The sequence below is a fragment of the Thiomonas sp. 13-64-67 genome, assembly GCF_002282795.1.
In the GTDB taxonomy this organism is placed as follows: Bacteria; Pseudomonadota; Gammaproteobacteria; order Burkholderiales; family Burkholderiaceae_C; genus Thiomonas; species Thiomonas arsenitoxydans.
On record NZ_NCKP01000001.1, the window covers coordinates 66,008 to 87,964 of the forward strand.

Below are 21,957 nucleotides of genomic sequence, written 5' to 3' on the forward strand. Positions count from 1 at the left end.
GCTGCCGCACCTGTGCTGCCTCTGACCCCACCCCATGCTGCACGACGCCCTGCTCCTGCTGCCGGACTTCATCCTGATCGTGCTGGGGCTGCTGCTCGTGCGCTTCACCGCGCTCAACCGCAACGTGTGGGACGGGGTGGAACGGCTGGTGTATTTCGTGCTGTTTCCGGCGCTGCTGTTTTCCACCACCAGCCGCGGCCATGCCAGTCTGGGCGACACGCGGGACTTCGTCATCGCCGGGGCGGCCATGCTGCTCATCGGCATCGGCCTGTCGTATCTGGCCTTCTGGTCGCGCAAGGCCGACCGGCGTTGCGTGGCCAGCGGCGTGCAGACCGCCTTTCGCTTCAATTCCTACATTGCCCTGGCCGTCGCCGATCGGGTGGGCGGCCCGCCCGCGGTGTCTTTGGTCGCGGTGCTCATCGCCGTGGGGGTGCCGCTGTGCAATGTCGCGGCGGTGTGGGCCCTGGCGCGTCATGCGCAAAGCAATGTCTGGCGCGAACTGTTGCGCACCCCCCTGCTCATCGCCACCGTCGCCGGGCTGACGGTACACAGCCTCGGCCTGTCGCTGCCCGAGCCCATCGTGCCCGCGCTGGATCGGCTCGGCCATGCCTCCATCGCACTAGGGCTGATGACCGTGGGCGCCGGTCTGCAATGGCGCGGCCTGCACCGGGAATTGCCGGTGGGCCTGTGGTTTTTGAGCATCCGGCACCTGCTGCTGCCCCTGTCTGCGATGGCGCTGGCTTGGGCGTTTGCACTGCCGCCGCTGCAGGCCTTGGTGCTGGTGCTGTTCGCCGCCATGCCCACAGCGTCGAGCGCCTACGTGCTGGCGGCCCGCATGGGCGGTGACGGCCCCTACGTGGCCGGCCTGGTCAGCCTGTCCACCGTACTCGGCGCCTTCTCCATTCCGGTCTTTCTCGCCGTGATGCAGCATTGATTTATTTCCGATTTTGAGCCTTGTGATGTAACGCATACTGAGTGTTTCAGTGTGGTTTACAGTGAGATGACATTTTTGCCATGTATCCTTCAAGGATTGAAATGACACTCACTTCCCTGTCTAACATGCCGAATTTCCACGTTATTTTCTGGAGACACGCCGAGGCCGAAGACGCCGCGGGCTCAGCGCAGGGCGACGAGGTCGATCTGCGCCGCAACCTCACCAAGCAAGGCCGACGCGACGCGGCCCAGGTCGCCGGGTGGATCAAATCGCAGTTGCCCAAACCCTGGACGGTGATTTCCAGCCCCGCCCAGCGAGCGCGCCAGACTGCGCAGCATCTCAACGACTATCCGGTGATCGACCTGCGCCTGCGCCCGGAATCGTCGATGGAGGAACTGCTCTCGGTCGTGTCCGAATTTCCGCGCGAAGGCGGTGCGCTGGTGCTCGTGGGCCATCAACCCATCCTCGGCCGCGCCGGGCTTTACTGGATCACCGGCTGCGACCAGCAGTTCTCATTGCGCAAAAGCGGCCTGCTCTGGGCGGTGGAACGCAGCCGCGAAGTCGGCATCCAGCGCAGTCTGCGCGCCTGCGTCAGCCCGGATTTGCTGGGCGATTGAGGCCCTGCTCACAACTCGTCAGCTTGCTTGCACTGTCACACCAAATTCACGAGACCTTCACTGAACTGTCACGGCGCGTTCTTATCTTTCACTCAAGAAAACGCAGGGCCGACCCAAGTTTTCTTGACCCCCACGGGGGGCGGGCTGGGCCTAGCCCTGCCCTGGGGGCTCCTATCCGATATGGAGGAAAGACCATGTTCGACGACGAACACGCGCGTCCGCTGGACAGGCGCACTGAGCACAACGCGGCGGGCCTGAACGCCGCAGCCGGACAAGCCTCGCAGAGTCTCAGCGTTGCCTGGGCGCGTCATGGCGATGAAGTGCGCGAGGCGCAGCGCCTACGCTACAAGGTGTTCGTCGAAGAAATGGGCGCGCAGATCAAAACGCCCGAGCCCGGCCTCGACATCGATCTGTTCGACGCCTACTGCGACCACCTGCTGGTACGCGACGGCGACGGACGCCTGATCGGCACCTACCGCGCCCTGCCGCCGCATCAGGCCAAGCGCGTGGGTACGCTCTACACCGAAACCGAATTCGATCTCACCCGCCTGTATCACCTCAAGCCCCGCCTGCTCGAAATCGGTCGCTCGTGTGTGCACCGCGACTATCGCACCGGCGCCGTCATCATGGCGCTGTGGGGCGGCATCGCCACCTATATGCAACGCCACGGGCTCGATGCCCTGATCGGCTGCGCCAGCATGTCGATGCACTGCGGCGGACACACCGCCGCCAGCCTCTGGGCGCAACTGCAGAAAAGCCATCTGGCCGCGATCGAAGACCGGGTGCACCCGCGTCTCGCCCTGCCGGTGCAGCACCTGCGGCAAGACCTCGCAGTAGAGCCGCCACCGCTGCTCAAGGGTTATCTGCGTGTCGGCGCCAAAGTGTGCGGCGCGCCCGCTTGGGACCCGGACTTCGGCGTGGCCGATTTCGCCTTACTGCTGCGTCTGAGCCAGGTCAACCGGCGCTACGCGCGGCATTTCCTCGGCGAGTAAGCGCCGCGTCAACTGGTTCTCACCATGTCCTGCGGCCGCACCCAGCGGTCGTAGTCTTCCGCACTCACAAGCCCCGAGGCCAGCGCTGCTTCGCGCAGGGTGCTGCCGCTGTGGTGGGCCGACTTGGCAATGGCCGCCGCCTGGTCGTAGCCGATGTGCGGCGCCAGCGCGGTAACAAGCATCAGCGAACGCTGCATCAACTCGGTGATGCGCGCCCGGTCGGCCTCGATGCCGCGCGCCAGATGATGATCGAAGCTGTTCATCGCATCGGCCAGCAGCCGCAGGCTTTGCAGCACGTTGTGCGCGATCAGCGGCTTGAATACATTGAGCTCGAAGTTGCCGGAAGCCCCGCCGATATTGATCGCCACATCGTTGCCGAACACCTGCGCGCACACCATGGTGAGCGCCTCGCACTGCGTGGGGTTGACCTTGCCCGGCATGATGGAACTGCCCGGCTCGTTCTCGGGAATGCGAATCTCGCCCAATCCGCTGCGCGGCCCAGACGCCAGCCAACGCACATCATTGGCGATCTTCATCAGCGCCGTCGCCAGCGTTTTGAGCGCGCCGTGCAGGAACACCAGCGCCTCGTGCCCGGCGAGCGCGGCGAACTTGTTCTCGGCGCTGGTGAACGGCAGCCCGGTCTGCCGCGCCAACTCGGTGGCCACGCGCACGCCGAACGACGCATGGGTGTTGAGCCCGGTGCCCACCGCGGTGCCACCCACGGCCAGTGCATAGACCGGCCCCAGCGCGGCGTCGACGGCGCGCCTTGCCAGATCGAGTTGGGCGACGTAGCCCGAAAATTCCTGCCCGAGGGTGAGAGGCGTGGCGTCCTGCAAATGGGTGCGGCCGATTTTGACGATGTCGGCGAAAGATTCCGCCTTGGTCTGCAGGGTGGTGCGCAGGGCGATGAGTGCGGGCAGCAGATATTGCACGGTCTGCGCAGCGGCGGCCACATGCATGGCCGTGGGGAAAATGTCATTCGACGACTGCCCCATATTGACCTGATCGTTGGGATGCACGCCGCGCGCCAGACCCACGCCTGCGCCCAGCAGCACCGAGGCGCGGTTGGCCAGCACCTCGTTCATGTTCATATTGGTCTGCGTGCCCGAGCCGGTCTGCCAGACCGCCAGCGGAAACTCGTCGGGATAGCGTTCGGCAATGACCTCGTCGGCCGCCTCGATAATGGCCTGCGCGGTGCGCAGATCGAGTTTGCCCAACTCGGCATTCACCCCAGCGCAGGCCCGCTTGACCAGCGCCAGGGCGCGGATGAACTCGCGCGGCATCTGCTCGGTGGATATGGCGAAATGCTGCAGCGAACGCTGCGTCTGCGCGCCCCACAGATGCGCCTCGGAGACTTCGATGGGACCGAACGAGTCGGTCTCGATGCGGTTGCCCTCGCTGGGTTCGATCAATTGCTGTGTGGTGTTGCCGTTACGGTTCATGCGTCGTCTCCCGCGTGTATTTCTAAGTTTGTAGCGCCTGCGGCCCAGCATTGCCAGTGGCGAGCTTGTGACCGCATCATTCAGCCATCTCGCTGGGGTAAAGTTTGGTCGTCCGATTTGCGTTTTGAAACGGATGTCAGCTTGACCCTTTTCGGTTTGAACTCCTAGACTGCACAGCAACTATTAAGGCGATGGAGTTCGCCAAAACCGCGTGGGGCTGCCCCCAAGCTAATGACTCCTACCTGCCGCAAGCCTTGCAATCGCTTGCGTTTCACGACAGGGAGGAGCCATGCGCGGTGACGTCATCTTGCAGCAAGTGTGCCAGGTACTGGCCATTGTGTTGCTCTCGCCTTTGCTGCACGGCTTCATCGTCACGATGGAAGAGAAGGTGCAGCGCGGCCGCGGCCCCAGCCTCTTTCAGCCTTACCGCGATCTGTTCAAGCTGCTGCGCAAAGAAATCGTGGTGCCGCAGACGGCTTCGTGGATTTTCTGGGCCGCGCCCATCGTGGCGTTCTCGGCCATGCTCACGGTGCCCATTCTCATTCCGGTGCTGACCAACTATCCGCTGCCGCTCTCCGACATGGGCGACATTCTCGGCGGCGGGCTCATTCTCACCCTGGGCAGCTTCGCCATCCTGCTCGCCGGGCTGGACAGCGGCCATCCCTACGGCGGACTGGGATCAAGCCGCGAAGCCATGCTCTCCATCCTGGCCGAGCCCACGCTGATCATGGTGTTCGTCGGCATCACCCTGCTTGCGCAGGCCATGCTGCCTTTCGTGGTCAACCATCTGCTGGTGGCCAGCCCGGCGGTGTTCTGGAGCCCGGCGCACTTATTCCTGGTTGCGGCCTTTTTCATTTTGCTGACGGTGGAAACCGAGCGCCTGCCCATCCATTCGAGCATCCACTACGAGATCTACATGATCGGCGAGGCCCGCATCCTCGAATACTCCGGCCCGCTGCTGGCGCTGCTGAAGTGGGCGTCGTGGATGAAGCAGGCCATTCTCTACACCATTTTTCTCAACGTGCTCACCATTCCCTGGGGCTTGTCCATCAAAGGCACGGCGCTGGGCATTCTGGGCGCCACCCTTGCGCTGCTGGCCAAATGGGCGGCGGTCGCGCTGATCATGGTGTTCGTCGATACCGCGCAGTCGCGCCTGCGCTTCTACCGCTATCAGGAGCCGCTGGCGCTGTCTTTCCTGATGGCGATTCTCGCCATCGTGGCGCGTCAGGTGTGAGGGCCCAACCATGCTGATCTTCCACCTAGGCGGCGTGCAGGCTTCGCTCTTCAGCCTGCTGACCATCGTCGCCCTCATCCTGGCTTTCGTCATGCTGGGCTCGCACTGGATCAAGAACCACATTCTGGCCTTTGCGGCCGAGTCGTGGGTGATCGCGGCGCTGTCGGCGGCCATCGGCATCAGCGGGCATTACCCGGAGTTGATCTTCATCGCCGCGCTCACCGCGCTGTTTCGCGGCACGTTGCTGCCTTATCTGCTGGTGCGCATCGTCAACGGGCTGGGGCAGAACCGCGAATTCACCCCGCTGCTGCAACCGGCATCGAGCATCGTGCTGGGCGGCTTTTTGGTGCTGTTTTCCTATGCGCTTGCTCACAAGCTGGGCGTGCGCATGAATCTGGTGGACAACATCGCGGTGCTGGCGCTCACCGCCATGTTCTCGCTCAAGCTCATCGGTTTTCTCATGCTGGTGCTGCGGGCAGAGGCGGTGAGTTCCATCCTCGGGCTGCTGGTGATCGAGAACGGCATCTTTCTCGGTTCGCAGATTCTGGTGCCGGGCATGCCCCTGCTGCTGGAAATGGTGATTCTGTTCGACTTGCTGATCATCGTCTCCACCTTCGGCATGCTGATCCGCTTCCTGCACAAGGAAATCGGCACCACGAGCAGCCGCGAACTCACGAGGCTGGTGGGGTGAGGCCATGATCTGGAACGCGTTATATGCCATCTGGATCGTCACCGCGCTGGCGATGGCGGGGAGCTGGGTGTCGCGTCGCAGTCGCGTGGCCGAAGCGCTCAACCTCGCCGCGGCCATCATCGATTTCGTGCTGGTCGTCGTGTTGCTCATTGCCACGCCGAGTCAGCCCATCACCGCGCTGAACCATTACCTGCTGCTCGACACCTTCGGCGTGTGGGTGATGTTCTGCCTGGCCATCGTGTATCTGCTGGCCAGCGTGTACGCCATCGGCTATATGCGCTGGATGCACGGCGAGCAGGCGCGGCTGCACCGCTTCTATTCGTTGTTTGCGGCGTTCGCGCTCACCATGTTCTTCGCCCCGGCGCAGAACAATCCGGGTCTGTACTGGATCGCCATCGACCTCACAACCATCGTCAGCGCCTTTCTGGTGGGCTTTCAACGCGCGCCCGAAAGCATCGAGGCGGCGTGGAAGTACATCGTCATCGTCTCCGCCGGGCTGGGTTTGGCGCTGCTGGGCACGGTGCTGTTTTACTGGGCCGGCACCTTCATCCTCGGCCCGGTGTACGACATGACCTGGGCCAATCTCGCCGCCATCGCCCCCAAGGCCGAGCCCTTGCTGCTGATGCTTTCCTTCCTGCTGGTGCTGGTGGGTTTTGGTACCAAGGTGGGCCTGGCGCCCATGCACACCTGGCTGCCGGATGCACACAGCGAAGGCCCGGCGCCTGTCTCGGCCATGCTCTCCGGCGCGCTGCTCAACTGCGCCATGCTGGGCATCGTGCGCTATCTGCACATTCTGCAAGCCACGTCCATTGAAACGATGGCGCGCACCGCCTTGGTGGTTCTGGGCGCCTTCAGCCTGCTGGTGGCGGCGCTGTTCATCAGCCGACAGACCATCATCAAACGGCTGGCGGCGTATTCGAGTGTGGAGCATATGGGCGTGATCGCGCTGGGCTTCGGCTTCGGCGGGCCGCTGGGCGTGATCGGCGCGCTCTATCACATGCTCAACCACTCGCTGACCAAATCGCTGGTGTTCTTCGGCGCGGGCAACATGATGCACGCCTACGAGAGCAAGGAGATCGCCAAGATTCGCCGCGTGCTGCGCTTTTTTCCGCGCAGCGGCGCCATCTGGCTGGCCGGGGCGGTGGCCATCACCGGCGCGCCGCCGTTCGGGCTGTTTCTGTCGGAACTCACCATCCTGCGCGGCGGCATGCAGAGCGCCAATCCCTGGGCGGTGTGGTGGATGGCGGTGCTGCTCATCGTCATTTTCATCGGCTTTCTCAACCACTTCCGCGCCATGTTCTTCGGCCCGCGCCCCGACCATGCGCCGCATCTGAAATTGAAATTCGTCCATGTAGCACCGATGGCGGTGGCGCTGGCCGCCATCCTGTTGCTCGGCCTGTGGTGGCTGCCGTCGATCTGGAATCATCTGGCCGGCATCGCCACGCAACTGGGAGGGGCGTGAGATGCGTTTTTGCGACACCACCCGCCTGAGCCCCGCCGAATTGCCGACGGCGGCCGATAGCCTGCTCACCGAACTGGGCGACACGCCCAGCGCCCACGGCCGCATGCAGATGGCCTACGCCTGTAGTTGCGCCAACGGCGGCATGGAAGTGATCTACGTCAGTAGCGCCCCCACGGCGCCGCAAGCGGCGCCTGCCCCCCAAGGGGGCGAGCAAACCTTGGGGCGGCCCGGCGGTTTGCTCAGCCAGGGCACGAACCAGCCCTACAAGATCTGGCGCGTGCGGCCGGAAGATCGCACCCTGCCGTCGCTGGCCAACAAGCTGCCGCTGCTGGGCTGGTACGAGCGCGAGATGATGGACTTATACGGCCTGCGCTTCGAAGGTCATCCCGAGCCGAACCCACTGGTTTTGCACGAGGGCGAGCCGCGCGATCCGGCGCCCCTGGCGTCTGGCTTCGACCCCGCGGCCCCGGCAAGAGACTATGCGTCGCTACCGCCCATCGTGCCGCAGGTGCAGGGGCCGGACATCCAGCGTCTGCCTTTCGGGCCGGTACGGGCCGACATTGTGGAGTCGGCGCAGTTTCTGTTTTTCTACATCGGCGAAGGCATCCTGCACTATCACCCGCGGCTGTTCTACAAGCACCGGGCGATGGAAGGGCGCTTTCAGGGCGCCACGCTGGCGACGGGCGCGGTGCTGGCCGAGCGCGTGAGCGGTATCGACTCGGTGGCGCATGCGCTGGCCTATGCCCAGGCCGTGGAGGGCGCCATGGGCTGGCGGGCTCCGCCGCGCGCCCGCTATCTGCGCGTCGTCCTGGCCGAACTGGAGCGTCTGTACAACCATCTGCATTACCTCGGCCATCTGTCCAAGACCACCACGCTCAAGGTCGGCGAGGCTGAAGGGCATCTGCTGGAAGAGCGGGTGAAGCAGATCAACGGCAGACTCACCGGCAGCCGCTTTCTGCGCGGGCTCATCACCCCCGGCGGCCTGCGCCGCGATCTCGATATAACCGGGCTGGACAAGGCGCTCGACAGCGTCAACGACGAGATCGACCGCTATCTGCAGCGCCTGGAAAACACCCGCAGCCACCTCGACCGGCTGATGACCACGGGCCGCTTGGAGCGCCAGGTGGCCTTCGACCAGGGCGCTTGCGGCCCGATCGAGCGCGCCAGCAACCTCGACCGCGATCTGCGCCGCGATCATCCCTACGCCAACTACGAGAAGGTGCGCTTCTCGGTGCCCGTGCAGCAAGGCGGCGACGCCCACGCGCGCTCGCTGGTGCGCATGGAAGAAATCCGCGAATCGCTGGCCATCATTCGTCAGACCATCGGCCGCACCAAGCCGGGCGCAGTGCTGCGCTTCGACGTGATGGAAGACGCCGATCCGCAGGGCGAAGGGTTGGGCTGGGCCGAGGCCACGCGCGGCGGTCTGCTTTACGCCGTGCACCTCAGCGAAGACCGCACCCGGCTGCAGCGCGTGAAAATCAAAGAGCCGTCGTTCTCGAACTGGCGGGTGTTTCCGTTCACTGTGGAGGACAGCAACATGATGGATTACGCCATCAACGAAGCCAGCTTCGGCCTGTCCATCGCGGGCGCTGATCGCTAAAAAGAGGAGCGCCACCATGCCTGTATGGACTTGGTTTGGCCTTCAAAAAGGCCGCGCCACCACCCCCTGGCCCGAGCGCCCCGGCCCCGACGGGCAGGAGGGCGTGCTCGGCCTGCCGCGCTTCGATGCCACGCGCTGCTCCAGCGAGCAAAGCGGGTGCAGCGATTGCGTCGCGGCCTGCCCGGCCTCGGCCATTACGCGCAGCGAAGCGGGCGCGATTCAGCTCGACTACGCCCGGTGCGTCGGCTGCCAGCTCTGCACCGAGGTCTGCCCGGAAGGCGCGTTCAGCGTCAGCCATGACTGGGCGTTTGGCGTGCGCGACAAGGCCGATCTGCTCAACCCCGACCAAGCCGCCCCCACGAACCCCGACGCCGCGAAAGAAGCCGAACTCGCGCAAGCGATGAAGGGTTTCGGCCGCAGCCTGCACATCCGCCATGTGGACGCCGGTTCGTGCAACGGTTGCGAAAGCGAGCTGCAGGCCCTGCTCAACCCCTTCTACAACCTGCATCGCCTGGGCATTTTTTTCACGCCCTCGCCGCGCTTTGCCGACCTGTTGCTGGTCACCGGCCCGGTGACTACCGCCATGCGCGAGCCGCTGCTACGCACCTATGAGGCCATGCCGCAGCCGCGCTGGGTCATGGCCGCTGGCACTTGCGCCACCGGCGGCGGCACCAATGGCGGCGGCTATGCCTGCCACGAGGGGCTGGACGGCATCCTGCCGGTGGACGTGTGGCTGCCCGGCTGCCCGCCCAATCCGGCGGCGCTGATCGAAGCCCTGCTTTTGCTGCTGCGGCGCAGCCCGCAGCGGGTGCACGGAGGCGTTTATGAATCTGCCTGATTCCGTCTCGTTGACCGCTTTCGGCCTCGCCGCGCTGGCCTGGTTGCTGGCGCTGCTCGCCGATCTGCTCATCGGCACCGCCCTGCCCCGTCTGCTGCTGGCTGCGGGCTGCGCGTTGGCGGCGCTGGGCGCACTGTGGGGTCTGCCCGAAGGCGGCGCCAGCCAGAACTTGCTGCTGCTGGGCAACTCGCCAGTGGTGTTTCAGCCCGATGCCGCCGCACTTTGGCTGATGCTGCCCGCGCTGCTGCCCGCCTTTTTTGCCAGCCTGCTTGGCGGCACGGGGCACGCGCGCGGCTGGGCCGCCGGTGCAGCGCTGTCGCTGCTCGGGGCGCTCGGGGTGTATGGCTTGCAGGACGGCGCGAGTTTTCTCATCGCTTGGGAAGTGATGGGCTTCGGCGGCGCGCTCATGCTGCTGGCCGACCATCGCAGCGTGCAGGCCGGGCGCGACAACCTATTCATGCTCGCGCTGCTCGAAGTGGGAGGCGTGGCGCTGCTGCTGGCCGTGCTCATGCTGGGCCCAAGCCTGGCCTTCGGCACCTACGCGCTGCAATGGACGCAGTGGGGCGTGGCTTCGGCCTTTTTCCTCGGCTTGCTGTGGCTGGCGGGCTTCGGCGCCAAGCTCGGCTTGCTGCCGTTTTACGAGTGGTACCCCGGTGCCTACGGTAGCGGCAGTGGCGCTAGCGGCGCGCTGATGTCGGGTGTGGTGATGAACGCGGCCTACTTCGCCCTCGGCCGTGCGCTGCTGCAGTGGATGAGCCATCCGCCCTGGCTGGCCGCGTTCGGCGTGGTGGTGCTGGCTGCGGGCACGTTCACCGCCATTCTGGCGATTCTCTATGCCTTCCAGCAGAGCGACTGGCGACGCTTGCTCGCGTTCTCTTCGGCCGAAAACGCCGGGGTCGCGGTCACCGCGCTAGGGGCGGCGCTCATCTTCAGCGCGGGCGGGCAAGACGCCCTCTCGGCCCTGGCCTGGACCGTGGGCATGCTGCACCTCATGGGCCACAGCCTGGCCAAGGGCACGCTGTTTCTCAGTGCCGATGCCGCTGCGTCGCTGCAGGGCGACCATCACCTGCGGCAAAGCGCCATCCTGCGTCATGCGCCGCTCACCCTCGGGCTGGGAGCAGTGTTCGGCGCGATGAGTCTGGCCGCCATGCCGCCCACCGCGGGCTTCGTCAGCGAGTGGTATCTGTTCCAGAGCCTGTTCCACGACTTCACCCTCAAGACCGATGGTTCGCGCATCGCCTTAGCGCTGGCTGGTGCCGGCATGGCGCTGACTGCGGCCATCGCGCTGGCGACCATGGTGAAGCTGTTCGGCGTCGGTCTGCTCGGGCAGAACGAGGAACACGCCGCGCAGCACCGCAAACACCAGACCACCCTCACCTCGCTGCAACGGGGAGCCGTGCTCATCACCGGCCTGGCCGTGCCCGCGTTCGCTGTCAGCCTGGTGTTCTGGCTGCCGCAGATGGCCGCCTCGGCCTGGCCCGCCGCGCAAGCCCCGCAGCAGATGACGCATGACCGGCTGCTGGTGCCGCTGTCGGCCGGGTTCGCCTTCATCTCCCCGGCCATGCTGGTAATCGTCGTGCCCTTGCTCGCCCTCATTCCGCTGGCCCTGGTATGGGGGCGGCGCCGTTATGCCGTGCGCCGTGCGCCGCTGTGGTGCGGCGGCGAGGACTACGCCGCGCACGCCGGGGCGACCACAGCGCTGTCGTTCTCCAACGCGCTGCGGGTGTTCTACAACTTCATCTACCGGCCGCAAAACGCGGTGGCGCGGCAGTTCGAGGGCAAGGCCTATTTCCTGAAAGAATTGCAGTTCGATTATTCGCAGGCGCCGCTGTTCGGCCCGCTGCTGTTCAACCCGGCGGTGCATGCGGTGCAATGGCTGGCGCGCAAATTGCGATTCCTGCAGAACGGGCTGATGAACGCCTATCTGGCTTATATCGGCGTGTTGTTGCTGGTGATTTTTGGCTTGGTGCTGGTGTGGAGTCCAGGCTGAGTCAGGCTTCTGCGGCGTTTCTTGGGCTGCGTCTCACGGCGTGGCAGTTCTTTCACTTCCAACCTTTTTTGGATGTTCCCTATGACTTACGTCTTCATCGCCCTCTTCGCCATCATCGGCGCGTTTGCGCGCTACGGCCAGAGCATCGTCGTTCAGGGCGTGCTGGGACGCTCGTTCCCTTTTGCCACGCTGTCGATCAACGTGCTCGGTTCGTTTCTGATGGGCTTTTTGTTTTTCGAAACCCTGGAGCGCATCAACGTCAGCCCTGAGTTGCGCACCGGCATTCTCACCGGCGGTCTCGGGGCTTACACGACCTTCTCGACCTTCTCGCTGGAATCGCTCAATCTGATCGAAAACGGCGAGATGGTGAAGGCCGGGTTGTATATCGGCGCCTCGGTCGTGCTGTCGATCGCAGCGGCCATTTTCGGCGCCTTTCTGTCACGCAATATGGGAGTCTCAGCATGAGCGCCAAATCCGTCACCATGGTTCGCGTCTATATCAAAGAAGGCGACAAGGACACCGATCACCACGACCTGATGCGCTCGATCTTCAAGCTATTGCACGAGCAGCATAAAGTCCACGGCGTCACGGTGTTTCGCGGCGTGGCCGGCTTCGGCAGCAAGGGCGAAGTGCATGCCGACGACCTGCTGCGGCTCAACGTCCATCTGCCGCTGGTACTGGAGTTTTTCGATGAGCCGGAAGTGGTCGAGTCGGTATTGCCGCGCATTCAGGAAATGGTGTCGCCGGGCCACATCGTCTATTGGTCGGCGCAGTGCGGCTGTCGATGAGGCGCCGAGTTCAGCCGCGAAAATTCAACGTCGTCGACCCTCATATCGCGTTCTGGCCTGGAGCGTTTTTCATGGGCGAGCGCAGCGCTTTTCAGTATTGCACCTGGTGCTTTCCCGAGATTCCGCTCGATGCCCAGGTCTGCCCCGACTGCGGCACCCATCTCGACGATTACGCGCGGCACACGTCCTACCCCGACCGCCTGATCCACGCCCTGCACCATCCGCTGAGCGAAACCCGCATGGGCGCCATCATCGCGCTGGGCAAACAGGCCGATCCGCACACCATCGGGGCGCTGGCCGACTGTGCACTGGAGCATGACGGCGATGTGATCGAGGGGCTGGAAATCCTGCATAGCCTGGCCGAGATGCCCGTGAGCGACCCGCTGCTCAAAGCCGCGTTGCAGCGGCTGGCTGAGCAGCATCCAGCGCACGCCGTGCGTACCCGCGCCCAGTCCCTGCTTCAAGCCCATTGCCAAGCGGACAAGGCCGATTGACAGGACGGTCCGGATTCATCCGGCCCGAAGACTTCGGCGTAAAGATCGGCGCCGAAGCTGGTCTGTAGCGCCTCACCCGCCTCAAGCCGGAAGCTGCGGCTGCCGTCGTCGCGGCGCTGCGCGCGCAGCATCAGCACCTGATCGGCGTTCTGGCCTTGCAGCCGTCTTGCGGCGTCGAACAGGTGCGTGACCACCCGAGTTCGACCTATTTTTTCGTAAGCCATTGATCCGCCTATGTTTCGGCAGTCTAAATTGGCACTACGCGGCGATGTCGAAGGGTGCTCTGGTCGGGGTGTCGAGTTGAAGTTGATCGAACAGGGCGAGCTGCTCGGGGTTGAGGTCGGTGAGGCCGCTGGCGGTGCCCTGGCCGGCGATGCGCACCTGGTGAAGCTGGATGTGGCGAGCGATCTCGAGCGCGCGCTCCGGGGAGTAGGCGCTACCGGATGCCTTGAGCTGCATGCGCAGCACGCGGTACAGCACCAGGGCCATGAAGCAGATCAGCGCATGGGCCCGAATGCGATCGGGCAGACGGTGGAACACCGGGGCAATCTCGATCTCGGACTTGAGCACCCGGAACCCGCGCTCGATGTCGGCCAGGCTTTTGTAGCGCGCGATCACCTCGGCGGGATCGAGGTCGGTGGTGTTGGTCACCAGCAGCAGCTTGCCGTCGTTGAGCTCGGCCCGCTTGAGCGCAGTCTCGTCGACGTTGTAGGCGAACAGGTCCGACTGCAGATCAACCTTGATGATCGAGCCCAGGTGCGCGTCGCTGACGGCGCGCAACAGCCAGGCCTTGGCGCCGGAGTCGCTCAGACGACGACCCTTGAAGCTCGATCCGGCGTCCTGTGCATCGAGCTTGCCGGCACGCCGTTCGGCCTGCTTCGTCAGTTCGTCGATGGTCTGGCGCCGCTCGGCGCCTTGCTCGGCAGCCGCCTGCGGGTCGTGCGCCCAGATCAGGCGCAGCCCCTGCCAGGCGGTCTCGCCGATGACCTCGGCCTTGGCCTGCGCGCAGTGCTCGGACTGCACGGCACCGAGAATCTCGGTGAACTCGCCGTACCGCCGCCCCGGCACGGCCAGAATGAACTCCAGCGGCTGCGCAGTCTTGCCGATGCGCACCGTCTGCAGCCACTCCAGGTTGTCCAGGCTGAGCAGCCCGCGGTCGGCCACCAGCACCACGCGCTTGACGGGGTACAGGGCCAGGATCTCGTCGACCACCGCGTGCAGCGTCGGCGCCTCGACCGTGTTGCCCTCCCAGACGCGGTGCGCGATGGGCAGTCCCTCGGCCGTCTGCACGACCCCGAGCATGATCTGGCGGCGGATGCCGCCGTCCTTGGACATGCCGAACTGGCGGATCTCGCCGGGCATCTCGCTGTGGCCCTCGACGCCGATGGTGGTCATGTCGTAGAACACGATCGACAGGTCCTGGTCGACGAGCGGCCGCAGCGCCGCCGCCAGGGCGCGCTGCATGGCGTCGCTGCGCTCGGCCAGCGTGTCCATGGTGCGCAGCAGCCGCTGGTGCGTGACCGAGGCGCTGTCGACGCCAGGCACTTGCGCACCTTCGAGCCAGCGCAGCACGCCGAGCTTGGACGTGGCGTCGCACAGGCGGTTGAACACCATCACCCGCAGCAGTCGCTCGGCGTCGAACGCGCCGTGGGCATTGCGCAGCACGCGGCGGAACGCCTCGTCCCAGCCCAGCTTGTGCCACAGCGCATGCAGCATCCAGGTGTCGCCCACCGCCAAGGACGGGGCGAATCGCACCGAGGGCGCCTTCGGATCCTCCCCGTCAATGACCCGGTGCAGGCCGCGCACCAGCGCGTCGGCGCCGCCGGTTCGCACCTGCTCCAGGCGCCCGAGGGTGGCGACCACGCGCTGGCGGGCCACGCCGGCGTCGTCGCGGTACGACTCCACGAGCTTGACGTAGGTGCGCGGGCCGGAGCGCGTGAGCTTGACGAACATGTCGCCACTATACCTCCGGCTATGCGTCAATTACGAATGTTCCAAGAAATGACGTGTCACTACAGCGTTCGCGCCCAAAAGAGGCCTAAGTTCCTGTCACGACACGACTTCCGGCCGAATTCGGGGCCCAAAGACGTCGAACTTGGGTGACCAGCGTCACCTTGATGCCGCGCTGACGCAGCGCATCGACCACCTGAAGCAGCAGTTCCGAGCCTTCGCGCTCGTTGGTCGAGGCAAACGACTCGTTCGACAGCCATAGCGCGCCGGGGCGAATCTGATCGGCGATAACGCTCATGCGGTCGAGCTCTTCGTCGAGCTTGCCGCCCTGCATGCCAGCGTCCTCCTCGCGCTTGTAGTGGCTGAACAGACCGCTGGCCAGCTCGCCGTCATACGATTCGGCCGCGACGAACAGACCGGCCTGCAGCATGAGCTGAGCCAGCCCGACGGAGCGCAAAAAGGTGGACTTGCCGCCCTGGTTCGCCCCGGTCACGGCGATCAGGTTCTTGCCGTTTGCATCGAGCGCATTGCCCACCGGGGCGCGCTGCAGGGTAAGTGCCAGAGTGGGGTCGCGCAGCGCCTGCGTGCGCAATTGCAAGGCGCCGATCGGCTTGAACGTGGGGATGCATACCGGCACGTCCAGCGCCGTCAACCGCTGTTGCAGATTGAGGCAGGCGACGTAAAAGCCCAGTTCGGCGCGCAGCAGCTCGAAGAAACTCAGTACATGATCGGTGGCCTGCGCCATGGCGTTGGCCACGTCGTTGATGCCGCGATCCACCAGTTCAGACAGCGCCTGCGCGCCCGCCTCGTCGCGCTCGGCCAGGCGGAAGGTGTATTGCGGCGGGGACTGGTGCAGCAGCCGCGCCAGCCAGCCGGCACGGCTGCCGTTGCCCGCATGCAGCACGTAGCCGCTGCCCGCATTGCCCGGGCCAAGGCCCGAGCTGAGCAGCACACCATGCCGGAATCGCAGCGTCTCCAGATGCTCCTGCACGGTGTCGAAATAGTCATCGCTGATGTCGCGCTTGAGGCTTTCGAACAGCGTGCCGAAGGCCTCGGAGCGGAAGCTGCCGCTCAGCGCATCAGCCTGCTGGCGCAGGCGGCGCAGGTATTGCACAAAGGTCTGCAGCAGTTCGACCGCGCCGCGCAGGTTGAAGCTGGGATAACGCCCGAACAGCCCCAGGCCGAACAGATGCTTCTTGCGGCAGTCGATGGCTTCAACTACCAGCGCGTAGAGCGCCCTCACCTGTTCGGGATGGTCGAGCGCATCCTGCAATGCCGCTTGCCGGTAGGCGATGACGCGGGCATCGCCTGCGCCGCTGGCGGCCATGAGGGTGCGTGCCGCCACATCAAGCAAAAAAGCGTCACCCTCGGTCATTGCGCCCAGCAGGGTATCGACCTCCAGGTCTTGCGCCAGCTCGGGCCATTGCGGCGGCGGATCGACCTTGGGATCGAAGTCGCGGTCGGGAAACAGCAAATGGGCTTTCATGCGGGAATGCGATCGAGCAGTTGCTGCCGGGTGACGCCGAATTTCTGCGCCAGCGCCAGCGCGTAAGACTTGCCATCGGCGGCGCGCCGCACCACTTTGAAGGTGCGCAAGGTCGGGTCTTGGGCATCGACCGTGCCAACCATGCTCACGGTGTGCGCATCAAAGGTGGAGAGCTCGTCGAGAAAGGTGACGAACACGCAGGCCGCGCCGATAGCCGCGAGCCGCGCCATGACGCGCCGCGCCAGCCAGAGCGCATCATCGAGCGTGGTGGACGAAAAGATCTCGTTCATCAGCACCAGGCTGTGCGGCGTGGCCGCGGCCAGAATGCGGTGCATGCGCACCAGATCGTCCTGCAGCTTGCCGCGCTGATTGTTGATGTCTTCGACCCGCTCGAAGTGAGTGAACATCTGGTCGGGCAGCAACAGGCTGGCGCTGTGCGCGGCCACGGTCAAACCCAGCGAGGCGATGTGGTGCAACTGGCCGACGGTGCGCGCCAGCGTGGTCTTGCCGCCGTGGTTGGGGCCGGTGACGACCAGCATGCGCTCGTCGCCCTGCAGCGCCATGTCGTTGCACACCATCGGTTTTTGCGCATCGAGACATTGCCAGGCCAGCGCCATGTCGTAGGCCTCGCGGGCGTCGATATGGCCCTGTTCGAGGTTGAGGGCGGGAAAGCACAGCGGTAGTCCGGCGCGCTCGAAGCGCTGGGTGTAATCGATCCAGGACAGATACCAGGCCAGCTCGCGGTCCAGCCGCACGATGCGGGCCTCGGCAAAACCTTCCTGCGCGCTGCGAAACTGCGCCAGCCGCTCGAACACCTCCGGGTGCAGCAGGGCGACACGGTCGAGGATCTGCCCTTCCACATGGTTCAACCGCGAGGCCGGGTTGAACTGCACCCGGTAGTCTTTGACCTCGCCCTGGCGAAAGCGCGCGAAAGTATCGGCGATGGTGGCGCTGTAGTCCGGCTCCTGCGGGTCTTGCAGCACGGTGACTGCGGAGCCGTCCACGCGAAAGGCGTAGCGCACCTGCGCCAGCGCTTGGGTCAAAGCCTGAGCTTCTTTCATGCGCTCGGTGTGTGCGGGCGAGGCCAGCAAGTCGGCGACATGACCCTGCAAGGATTGCAGCGCCTGCGACTGCAGCTCCGCGTCGGCCAGCGTCTGATGCAGGGCTTGCAGCGCATGGCCGTAAACCAGCGCGGCGTCCACAAACCAGCGCTGCCCCTCGGCGGCGTAATCCGCTTTTTCTGCGCGACGCAGCGAGGCGCGCAACTCTTGCATGCCGCGCTGAAACGCCCGCATGCCCTTGAGCAGCGGCGCCTGTTTCAGGTCGCATAGTGCGGCCTGACGGTACTGCACCACGCTCAGCTCATGCAAGGGCGTGCCAAACAGCGCCTGCAGCAAAGCCAGCACCTCGGCACGATACGGCGCTTCGTCATCTCCCTGATGGACCACATAGAGCGACGGCTTTTCGCGCGGGGCAAAGCTGCCGTAAGCCCCCATGAAAATCGCCTCTAAGAACAGGTCGTGGAACACATCACGAAGATCGGGGCGAGACTGCGCGGCCTCCTGCTCCGGGGAGGGATAGACGATGCTGTGAAACGCCGGTGCACCCGTCATGCCAGACCTCAACGGTAGGGGTTGACGAACTCGGCCCGATCACCCAATTCCGCCTCAATCTCCGTCAGCCGGTTGTACTTGGCCAGCCGCTCGCTGCGCGCCGGCGCGCCCGACTTCATCTGCCCCGCGCCCACGGCCACGGCAAAGTCGGACAGGAAGGCGTCTTCGGTCTCACCGCTGCGGTGCGACATCACCGAGCCCCAGCCCACTTTCTGGCACAGGCGCACCGCGGCGATGGTCTCGCTCACCGTGCCGATCTGATTGAGTTTGATGAGCGAGGCATTGGCCGTACCTTCGTCGATGCCGCGCTGGATGATGCGGGTATTGGTGACGAAGTTGTCATCACCGACGATCTGAATCTGACCGCCGAGTTGGCGCGTCATCGCAGCAAAGCCAGCCCAGTCGTCCTCGGCATGGCCGTCTTCGATCGAGACAATCGGAAAGACGTTGAGCCAACCTTGATACAGCTCGACCACATCTTGGCTGTCGAGCACCTGATTGCCGCTGCGGCTCAGGTGGTAGCGGCCATTTTTATAGAACGAGGTCGAGGCCGGGTCGAGCGCAATGGCGAGATCTTCTCCCGGCCGATAGCCCGCGCGCTCCATGCTCACCGCCAGCAGTGCATTGGCGCCCAGACGCGCCTTGTTGGGCGTGCCGTCGAGCGCGATGAGCGCCGCGTCGATCGCGGCCTGATCGCACACGTCGCGCCCCTTGAACGCCTCGGCGATTTCGCCCTCGATGTGAGCAATCACCTTGCGCACCCCTTTGCCGAAATAGCGCTTCGGGTCGCCGTCACGCAGTTCCACCGCCTCGTTGCTGCCGGTGGAAGCGCCCGAAGGCACCGCCGCCGAGGCGCGCGCCCCCGACTGCAGGGTGATCGTGGCCTTGACGGTCGGCGTGCCGCGGGAATCGAGAATTTCCTGCGCGCGAATCGAAGAAATAAGAGCGTCTGAAGCAGGCATGGCCTCTCCTTGAAGGGTGGACATCGACGGCGCGAAACCGCGCCGCCGCACTCGCAAAATGACGCGCAACTACGCCGTCTGCGCTTCGACCGGCGCCGCAACGACTTGCGGCTTCTCCGCGACTGCCGAGCCTGCGCTTGCCTTGCCCGCATACTGGTAGCTACGGTTGAACGGATACTCGGACTGCCGGGCCCGCAGCAGGCGGTCGCAGTCGATGCGGTCTTCCACCACGCCATCCGGACGGCTTCCAAGAATCTGGAACAGCGAAATCCACCCCTGCTCAAAGCCCATGGCCGATCCCGCGAGGTACAGCCGGTAAGCGCGCAAGGTCTTCTCCGCATGCTCGCCCAGCACGCGGCGAGCTTCGTCGAGATGGCCTTCGAGCGCATCGACCCAGTACCACAGCGTTTTGGCGTAATGCGGCCGCAGACACTCCAGGTCAAGCGGCTCCAGGCCGCCGCGCGTCATGGTCTCCGCCATTACGCTGACATGCACGAGCTGCCCGCCGGGGAAGATGTATTTCTCGATGAAGTCGCCCATGCCGCCGGCGAGCTGGCTGTTGTCCACGCCTCCGGCTGTGATGCCGTGATTCATCACCAGCCCGCCCGGCTTGAGCAGGCGGCGGATTTTGCTGAAATACAGCGGCAGATTCGGGCGGCCGACGTGTTCGCACATGCCCACCGAAGCGACCTTGTCGAAGGGCTGCGATTCGTTCACATCGCGGTAGTCCTGCAGCAACATGCGCACCCGTCCCTGCAAGCCTTTTTCGACGATCAGCCGGTTCACATGGTTGTACTGATTCTTCGACAGGGTGATGCCGGTCGCGTCCACGCCGTAGTGCTCGGCGGCCCACAGCAGCAGCCCGCCCCACCCTGCGCCGATGTCGATGAAGCGCTCGCCCGGCTTGAGCATGAGCTTGGTACAGATGTGATCGAGCTTGGCTTCCTGCGCCTGCGCCAGGGTCATCGACGGCTCGGCGAAATAGGCGCAGGAATACACCCGGCGCGGGTCGAGCCACAGGGCATAAAAATCGTCGGACACGTCGTAATGGCTCTGAATCTGCGCGGCATCCTTTTCGCGGCTGTGGTGGCTGTGCTCCCACAGGGTGCGGCGCAAGCCGTGCCACATCCGCGCGGTGGCGGCCGAAGGCTCGTTGCGAGGGTCGTCGTCGAGCAGCACCGGGGCGATGCGCATGAGGTCGCGCAGATTGCCCAGAATGTCCACCATCCCCTCGACATAATCTTCAGCCAGTTTGCCGATCTGCCCGGTGGTGATGTGCCATAGCGCCCGCTTGTCGCGCAGGCGCATTTCGATTTGCGCGTTGCTCGGGCCCACGCGCTGCCCGCCCGGCAGCACCACACTGCAGGGCAGCGGAAGATGGGACAGACGCGCGTCAACCCGGCCAAGAAGAGAAGATGAGATCGAAGACATACGGAACTCCTTTCAGATGTTGGCAAGCACGAACCGACGCACCAGCAGACACAGGCGCTGCGAACAAAGCGGAAGCACAAGTTGTTTTTGCGCTGGCCGAGGGCGCTGGGCGGAAGCCCCGTCTTGCGCCTGCGGCAAGACACTCCTGATCAATGGGGATGTAAACATCCGCAACTCCTCCCTGAAGGCGGCGCCCGCTGCACGGGCAGCGGGTCAACCGGAACATGGGTAGGAGTCATCAGCCTGGGGCGAAACCCCTATTGAGGCAATTGCACGGCGAACTCCATCGCCGTTTGTTGATTTGAATTTAGGCCATGAAATGCGCAGGGTCAATGTCCGGGGCGCTCAAGGTTGCTTCGAAATGCAATCGCTCAATACTTCTGCCGCGCCGGAATCACGCCGCGCACACCGCCCAGCGGCTCGTCCATGTCGCCGTCGTAACGCGGGATGAGGTGCAGATGCACATGGAAAATGCTCTGCCCGGCCGCGCGGCCGCAATTCACGCCCAGATTGAAACCATCCGGCCGGTGCTCGCGCAGCAGCAGAGCGCGGCCTTGAGCAGCTAGTTCGAGCAGCGCCTGATGTTCCTGCGGGGTGCAGTCGAACCAGTCGGCCACATGGCGAAAGGGAATGAGCAGCAGATGCCCCGGGTTGACCGGCGTGCGGTCATACACCGCAAAGCCCAGTTCGTTGTGCAGCACCCAGGGCATGTCCTGGCAAAACGGGCACTGCGGATCGCCCCCGGATTTCATGCCAAACCTCGCAGATGCGTGGTGTCGTTGACGAGTTGCAGCGCGACCTTGCCTTGTGCATCTACGCTGAACAGATTGAGGCAGCAAGGCTTTTGCGTAATGCGCCAGTAGCCCGATAGCGGCAGATCGAGCGCGTACAGCAGCAGCGCGCGGTTGACGCTGTCGTGCCCGACCAGCACCACGGTGTGCTCGGCATGACGCTGCAAAAGCGCCCTCAGGCCGTCGGCAGTGCGCAGCGCCAAGTCCTGCAGCGACTCGCCGCCGGGAAAGCGCACCCACTGCGGCGCGCTTTTCCATAAGGCGTAGGTCTGCGGATGCGCTGCCTTCACCTCCTCGTGCGTCTTCCACTGCCACTGGCCGTAGTCGAGATCGTTCATCCCTTCGAGCACCTGCGCGCTCAGGCCGCAGGCTGCGGCAATGTCGGCGCCGGTTTCGCGGCAGCGTCCCATCGGGCTGGTGTAAACCGCCTGCGGAGAAAACTCGGCCGCGATGCGCTGCGCCACCGCCTTGGCCTGCTGGCGACCGAGTGCGGTCAACTCCAGTTCCATACGCCCGCGAAAACGCTCGGGATGAATGCCTTCAACTTCACCATGCCGTGTGAGGATGATCTGCATCGTCAGCTCCAGTCTGTAGCTCAGTACCGCTTTTGCGGCTTCTGCTCAAACATTACGCGGCAGGCAT

The 21,957-nt window shown here is 64.7% G+C and carries 21 protein-coding genes and 2 riboswitches; of the genes, 12 read left to right on the forward strand and 9 right to left on the reverse strand.

Going from position 1 to position 21,957, the window contains the following annotated elements; translation table 11 throughout:
• Positions 1-34: 34 nt before the first annotated feature.
• The 3 genes from B7X30_RS00325 (at position 35) to B7X30_RS00335 (ending at position 2,543) form a co-directional block, all read left to right on the forward strand.
• Positions 35-934, forward strand: a complete 900-nt coding sequence (locus tag B7X30_RS00325) for an AEC family transporter (protein WP_286728509.1) — start codon at positions 35-37, stop codon at positions 932-934.
• Positions 935-1,035: 101 nt separating this feature from the next.
• Positions 1,036-1,551 carry a SixA phosphatase family protein gene (locus tag B7X30_RS00330; protein WP_013123313.1) on the forward strand — a complete coding sequence of 172 codons (516 nt, stop codon included), beginning with the start codon at positions 1,036-1,038 and terminating at the stop codon, positions 1,549-1,551.
• 194 nt (positions 1,552-1,745) lie between these two features.
• Positions 1,746-2,543: a GNAT family N-acetyltransferase gene (locus tag B7X30_RS00335; RefSeq protein WP_286728510.1), complete on the forward strand. Its 798-nt coding sequence runs from the start codon at positions 1,746-1,748 to the stop codon at positions 2,541-2,543.
• 8 nt (positions 2,544-2,551) lie between these two features.
• Here B7X30_RS00335 and fumC read toward each other — a convergent pair whose 3' ends face one another.
• Positions 2,552-3,985, reverse strand: coding sequence for a class II fumarate hydratase (fumC, locus tag B7X30_RS00340; RefSeq protein WP_286728511.1), 1,434 nt, complete (start codon positions 3,983-3,985; stop codon positions 2,552-2,554).
• Between the two features lie 178 nt (positions 3,986-4,163).
• Positions 4,164-4,233: riboswitch (Fluoride riboswitch) on the forward strand.
• A gap of 41 nt (positions 4,234-4,274) precedes the next feature.
• Here fumC and B7X30_RS00345 point away from each other — a divergent pair.
• The 9 genes from B7X30_RS00345 (at position 4,275) to B7X30_RS00385 (ending at position 13,082) form a co-directional block, all read left to right on the forward strand.
• Positions 4,275-5,219, forward strand: coding sequence for a respiratory chain complex I subunit 1 family protein (locus B7X30_RS00345; protein ID WP_286728512.1), 945 nt, complete (start codon positions 4,275-4,277; stop codon positions 5,217-5,219).
• Between the two features lie 10 nt (positions 5,220-5,229).
• On the forward strand, positions 5,230-5,910 hold the full coding sequence (locus B7X30_RS00350) for a hydrogenase (protein WP_286728513.1): 681 nt from the start codon (positions 5,230-5,232) through the stop codon (positions 5,908-5,910).
• 4 nt (positions 5,911-5,914) lie between these two features.
• Positions 5,915-7,372, forward strand: coding sequence for a proton-conducting transporter transmembrane domain-containing protein (locus B7X30_RS00355; RefSeq protein WP_286728514.1), 1,458 nt, complete (start codon positions 5,915-5,917; stop codon positions 7,370-7,372).
• Between the two features lies 1 nt (position 7,373).
• Positions 7,374-8,972: a hydrogenase large subunit gene (locus tag B7X30_RS00360; protein ID WP_286728515.1), complete on the forward strand. Its 1,599-nt coding sequence runs from the start codon at positions 7,374-7,376 to the stop codon at positions 8,970-8,972.
• Between the two features lie 16 nt (positions 8,973-8,988).
• Complete coding sequence (locus B7X30_RS00365; RefSeq protein ID WP_276731626.1) at positions 8,989-9,810, forward strand: NADH-quinone oxidoreductase subunit B family protein; 822 nt, start codon at positions 8,989-8,991, stop codon at positions 9,808-9,810.
• Positions 9,797-11,800, forward strand: coding sequence for a proton-conducting transporter transmembrane domain-containing protein (locus tag B7X30_RS00370; protein WP_286728517.1), 2,004 nt, complete (start codon positions 9,797-9,799; stop codon positions 11,798-11,800). The genes B7X30_RS00365 and B7X30_RS00370 overlap by 14 nt, the downstream gene beginning before the upstream one ends.
• A gap of 81 nt (positions 11,801-11,881) precedes the next feature.
• Positions 11,882-12,265 (forward strand): fluoride efflux transporter CrcB, encoded by a 384-nt coding sequence (gene crcB, locus B7X30_RS00375; protein ID WP_286728518.1) that lies wholly within the window; start codon positions 11,882-11,884, stop codon positions 12,263-12,265.
• The gene (locus tag B7X30_RS00380) at positions 12,262-12,588 is read left to right on the forward strand and encodes a DUF190 domain-containing protein (RefSeq protein ID WP_286728519.1); all 327 of its coding nucleotides are present in this window, start codon (positions 12,262-12,264) and stop codon (positions 12,586-12,588) included. The genes crcB and B7X30_RS00380 overlap by 4 nt, the downstream gene beginning before the upstream one ends.
• A gap of 71 nt (positions 12,589-12,659) precedes the next feature.
• Complete coding sequence (locus tag B7X30_RS00385; protein WP_286728520.1) at positions 12,660-13,082, forward strand: HEAT repeat domain-containing protein; 423 nt, start codon at positions 12,660-12,662, stop codon at positions 13,080-13,082.
• Here B7X30_RS00385 and B7X30_RS00390 read toward each other — a convergent pair.
• The 8 genes from B7X30_RS00390 to B7X30_RS00425 form a co-directional block, all read right to left on the reverse strand.
• Positions 13,049-13,306 carry a hypothetical protein gene (locus tag B7X30_RS00390; RefSeq protein ID WP_286728521.1) on the reverse strand — a complete coding sequence of 86 codons (258 nt, stop codon included), beginning with the start codon at positions 13,304-13,306 and terminating at the stop codon, positions 13,049-13,051. The two genes, B7X30_RS00385 and B7X30_RS00390, sit on opposite strands and share 34 nt — an antisense overlap.
• A 34-nt stretch (positions 13,307-13,340) precedes the next feature.
• The gene (locus B7X30_RS00395; protein WP_286728577.1) at positions 13,341-15,035 is read right to left on the reverse strand and encodes an IS1634 family transposase; all 1,695 of its coding nucleotides are present in this window, start codon (positions 15,033-15,035) and stop codon (positions 13,341-13,343) included.
• Between the two features lie 85 nt (positions 15,036-15,120).
• A complete protein-coding gene (locus tag B7X30_RS00400; protein ID WP_286728523.1) occupies positions 15,121-16,518 on the reverse strand; it encodes a MutS-related protein in 1,398 nt (465 codons plus the stop codon).
• Positions 16,515-18,131 (reverse strand): MutS-related protein, encoded by a 1,617-nt coding sequence (locus tag B7X30_RS00405; RefSeq protein ID WP_286728524.1) that lies wholly within the window; start codon positions 18,129-18,131, stop codon positions 16,515-16,517. The genes B7X30_RS00400 and B7X30_RS00405 overlap by 4 nt, the downstream gene beginning before the upstream one ends.
• Positions 18,132-18,139: 8 nt before the next feature.
• A complete protein-coding gene (locus B7X30_RS00410; RefSeq protein WP_286728525.1) occupies positions 18,140-19,093 on the reverse strand; it encodes a phosphopyruvate hydratase in 954 nt (317 codons plus the stop codon).
• A 69-nt stretch (positions 19,094-19,162) separates the two neighbouring features.
• Positions 19,163-20,524, reverse strand: coding sequence for a class I SAM-dependent methyltransferase (locus B7X30_RS00415; RefSeq protein ID WP_286728526.1), 1,362 nt, complete (start codon positions 20,522-20,524; stop codon positions 19,163-19,165).
• A gap of 222 nt (positions 20,525-20,746) precedes the next feature.
• A riboswitch (Fluoride riboswitch) is annotated at positions 20,747-20,824 on the reverse strand.
• Between the two features lie 71 nt (positions 20,825-20,895).
• Entirely contained in the window at positions 20,896-21,276 is a 381-nt protein-coding gene (locus B7X30_RS00420; RefSeq protein ID WP_286728528.1) for an HIT family protein, read from the reverse strand.
• Positions 21,273-21,890, reverse strand: coding sequence for a histidine phosphatase family protein (locus B7X30_RS00425; RefSeq protein ID WP_286728529.1), 618 nt, complete (start codon positions 21,888-21,890; stop codon positions 21,273-21,275). The genes B7X30_RS00420 and B7X30_RS00425 overlap by 4 nt, the downstream gene beginning before the upstream one ends.
• Positions 21,891-21,957: the final 67 nt, after the last annotated feature.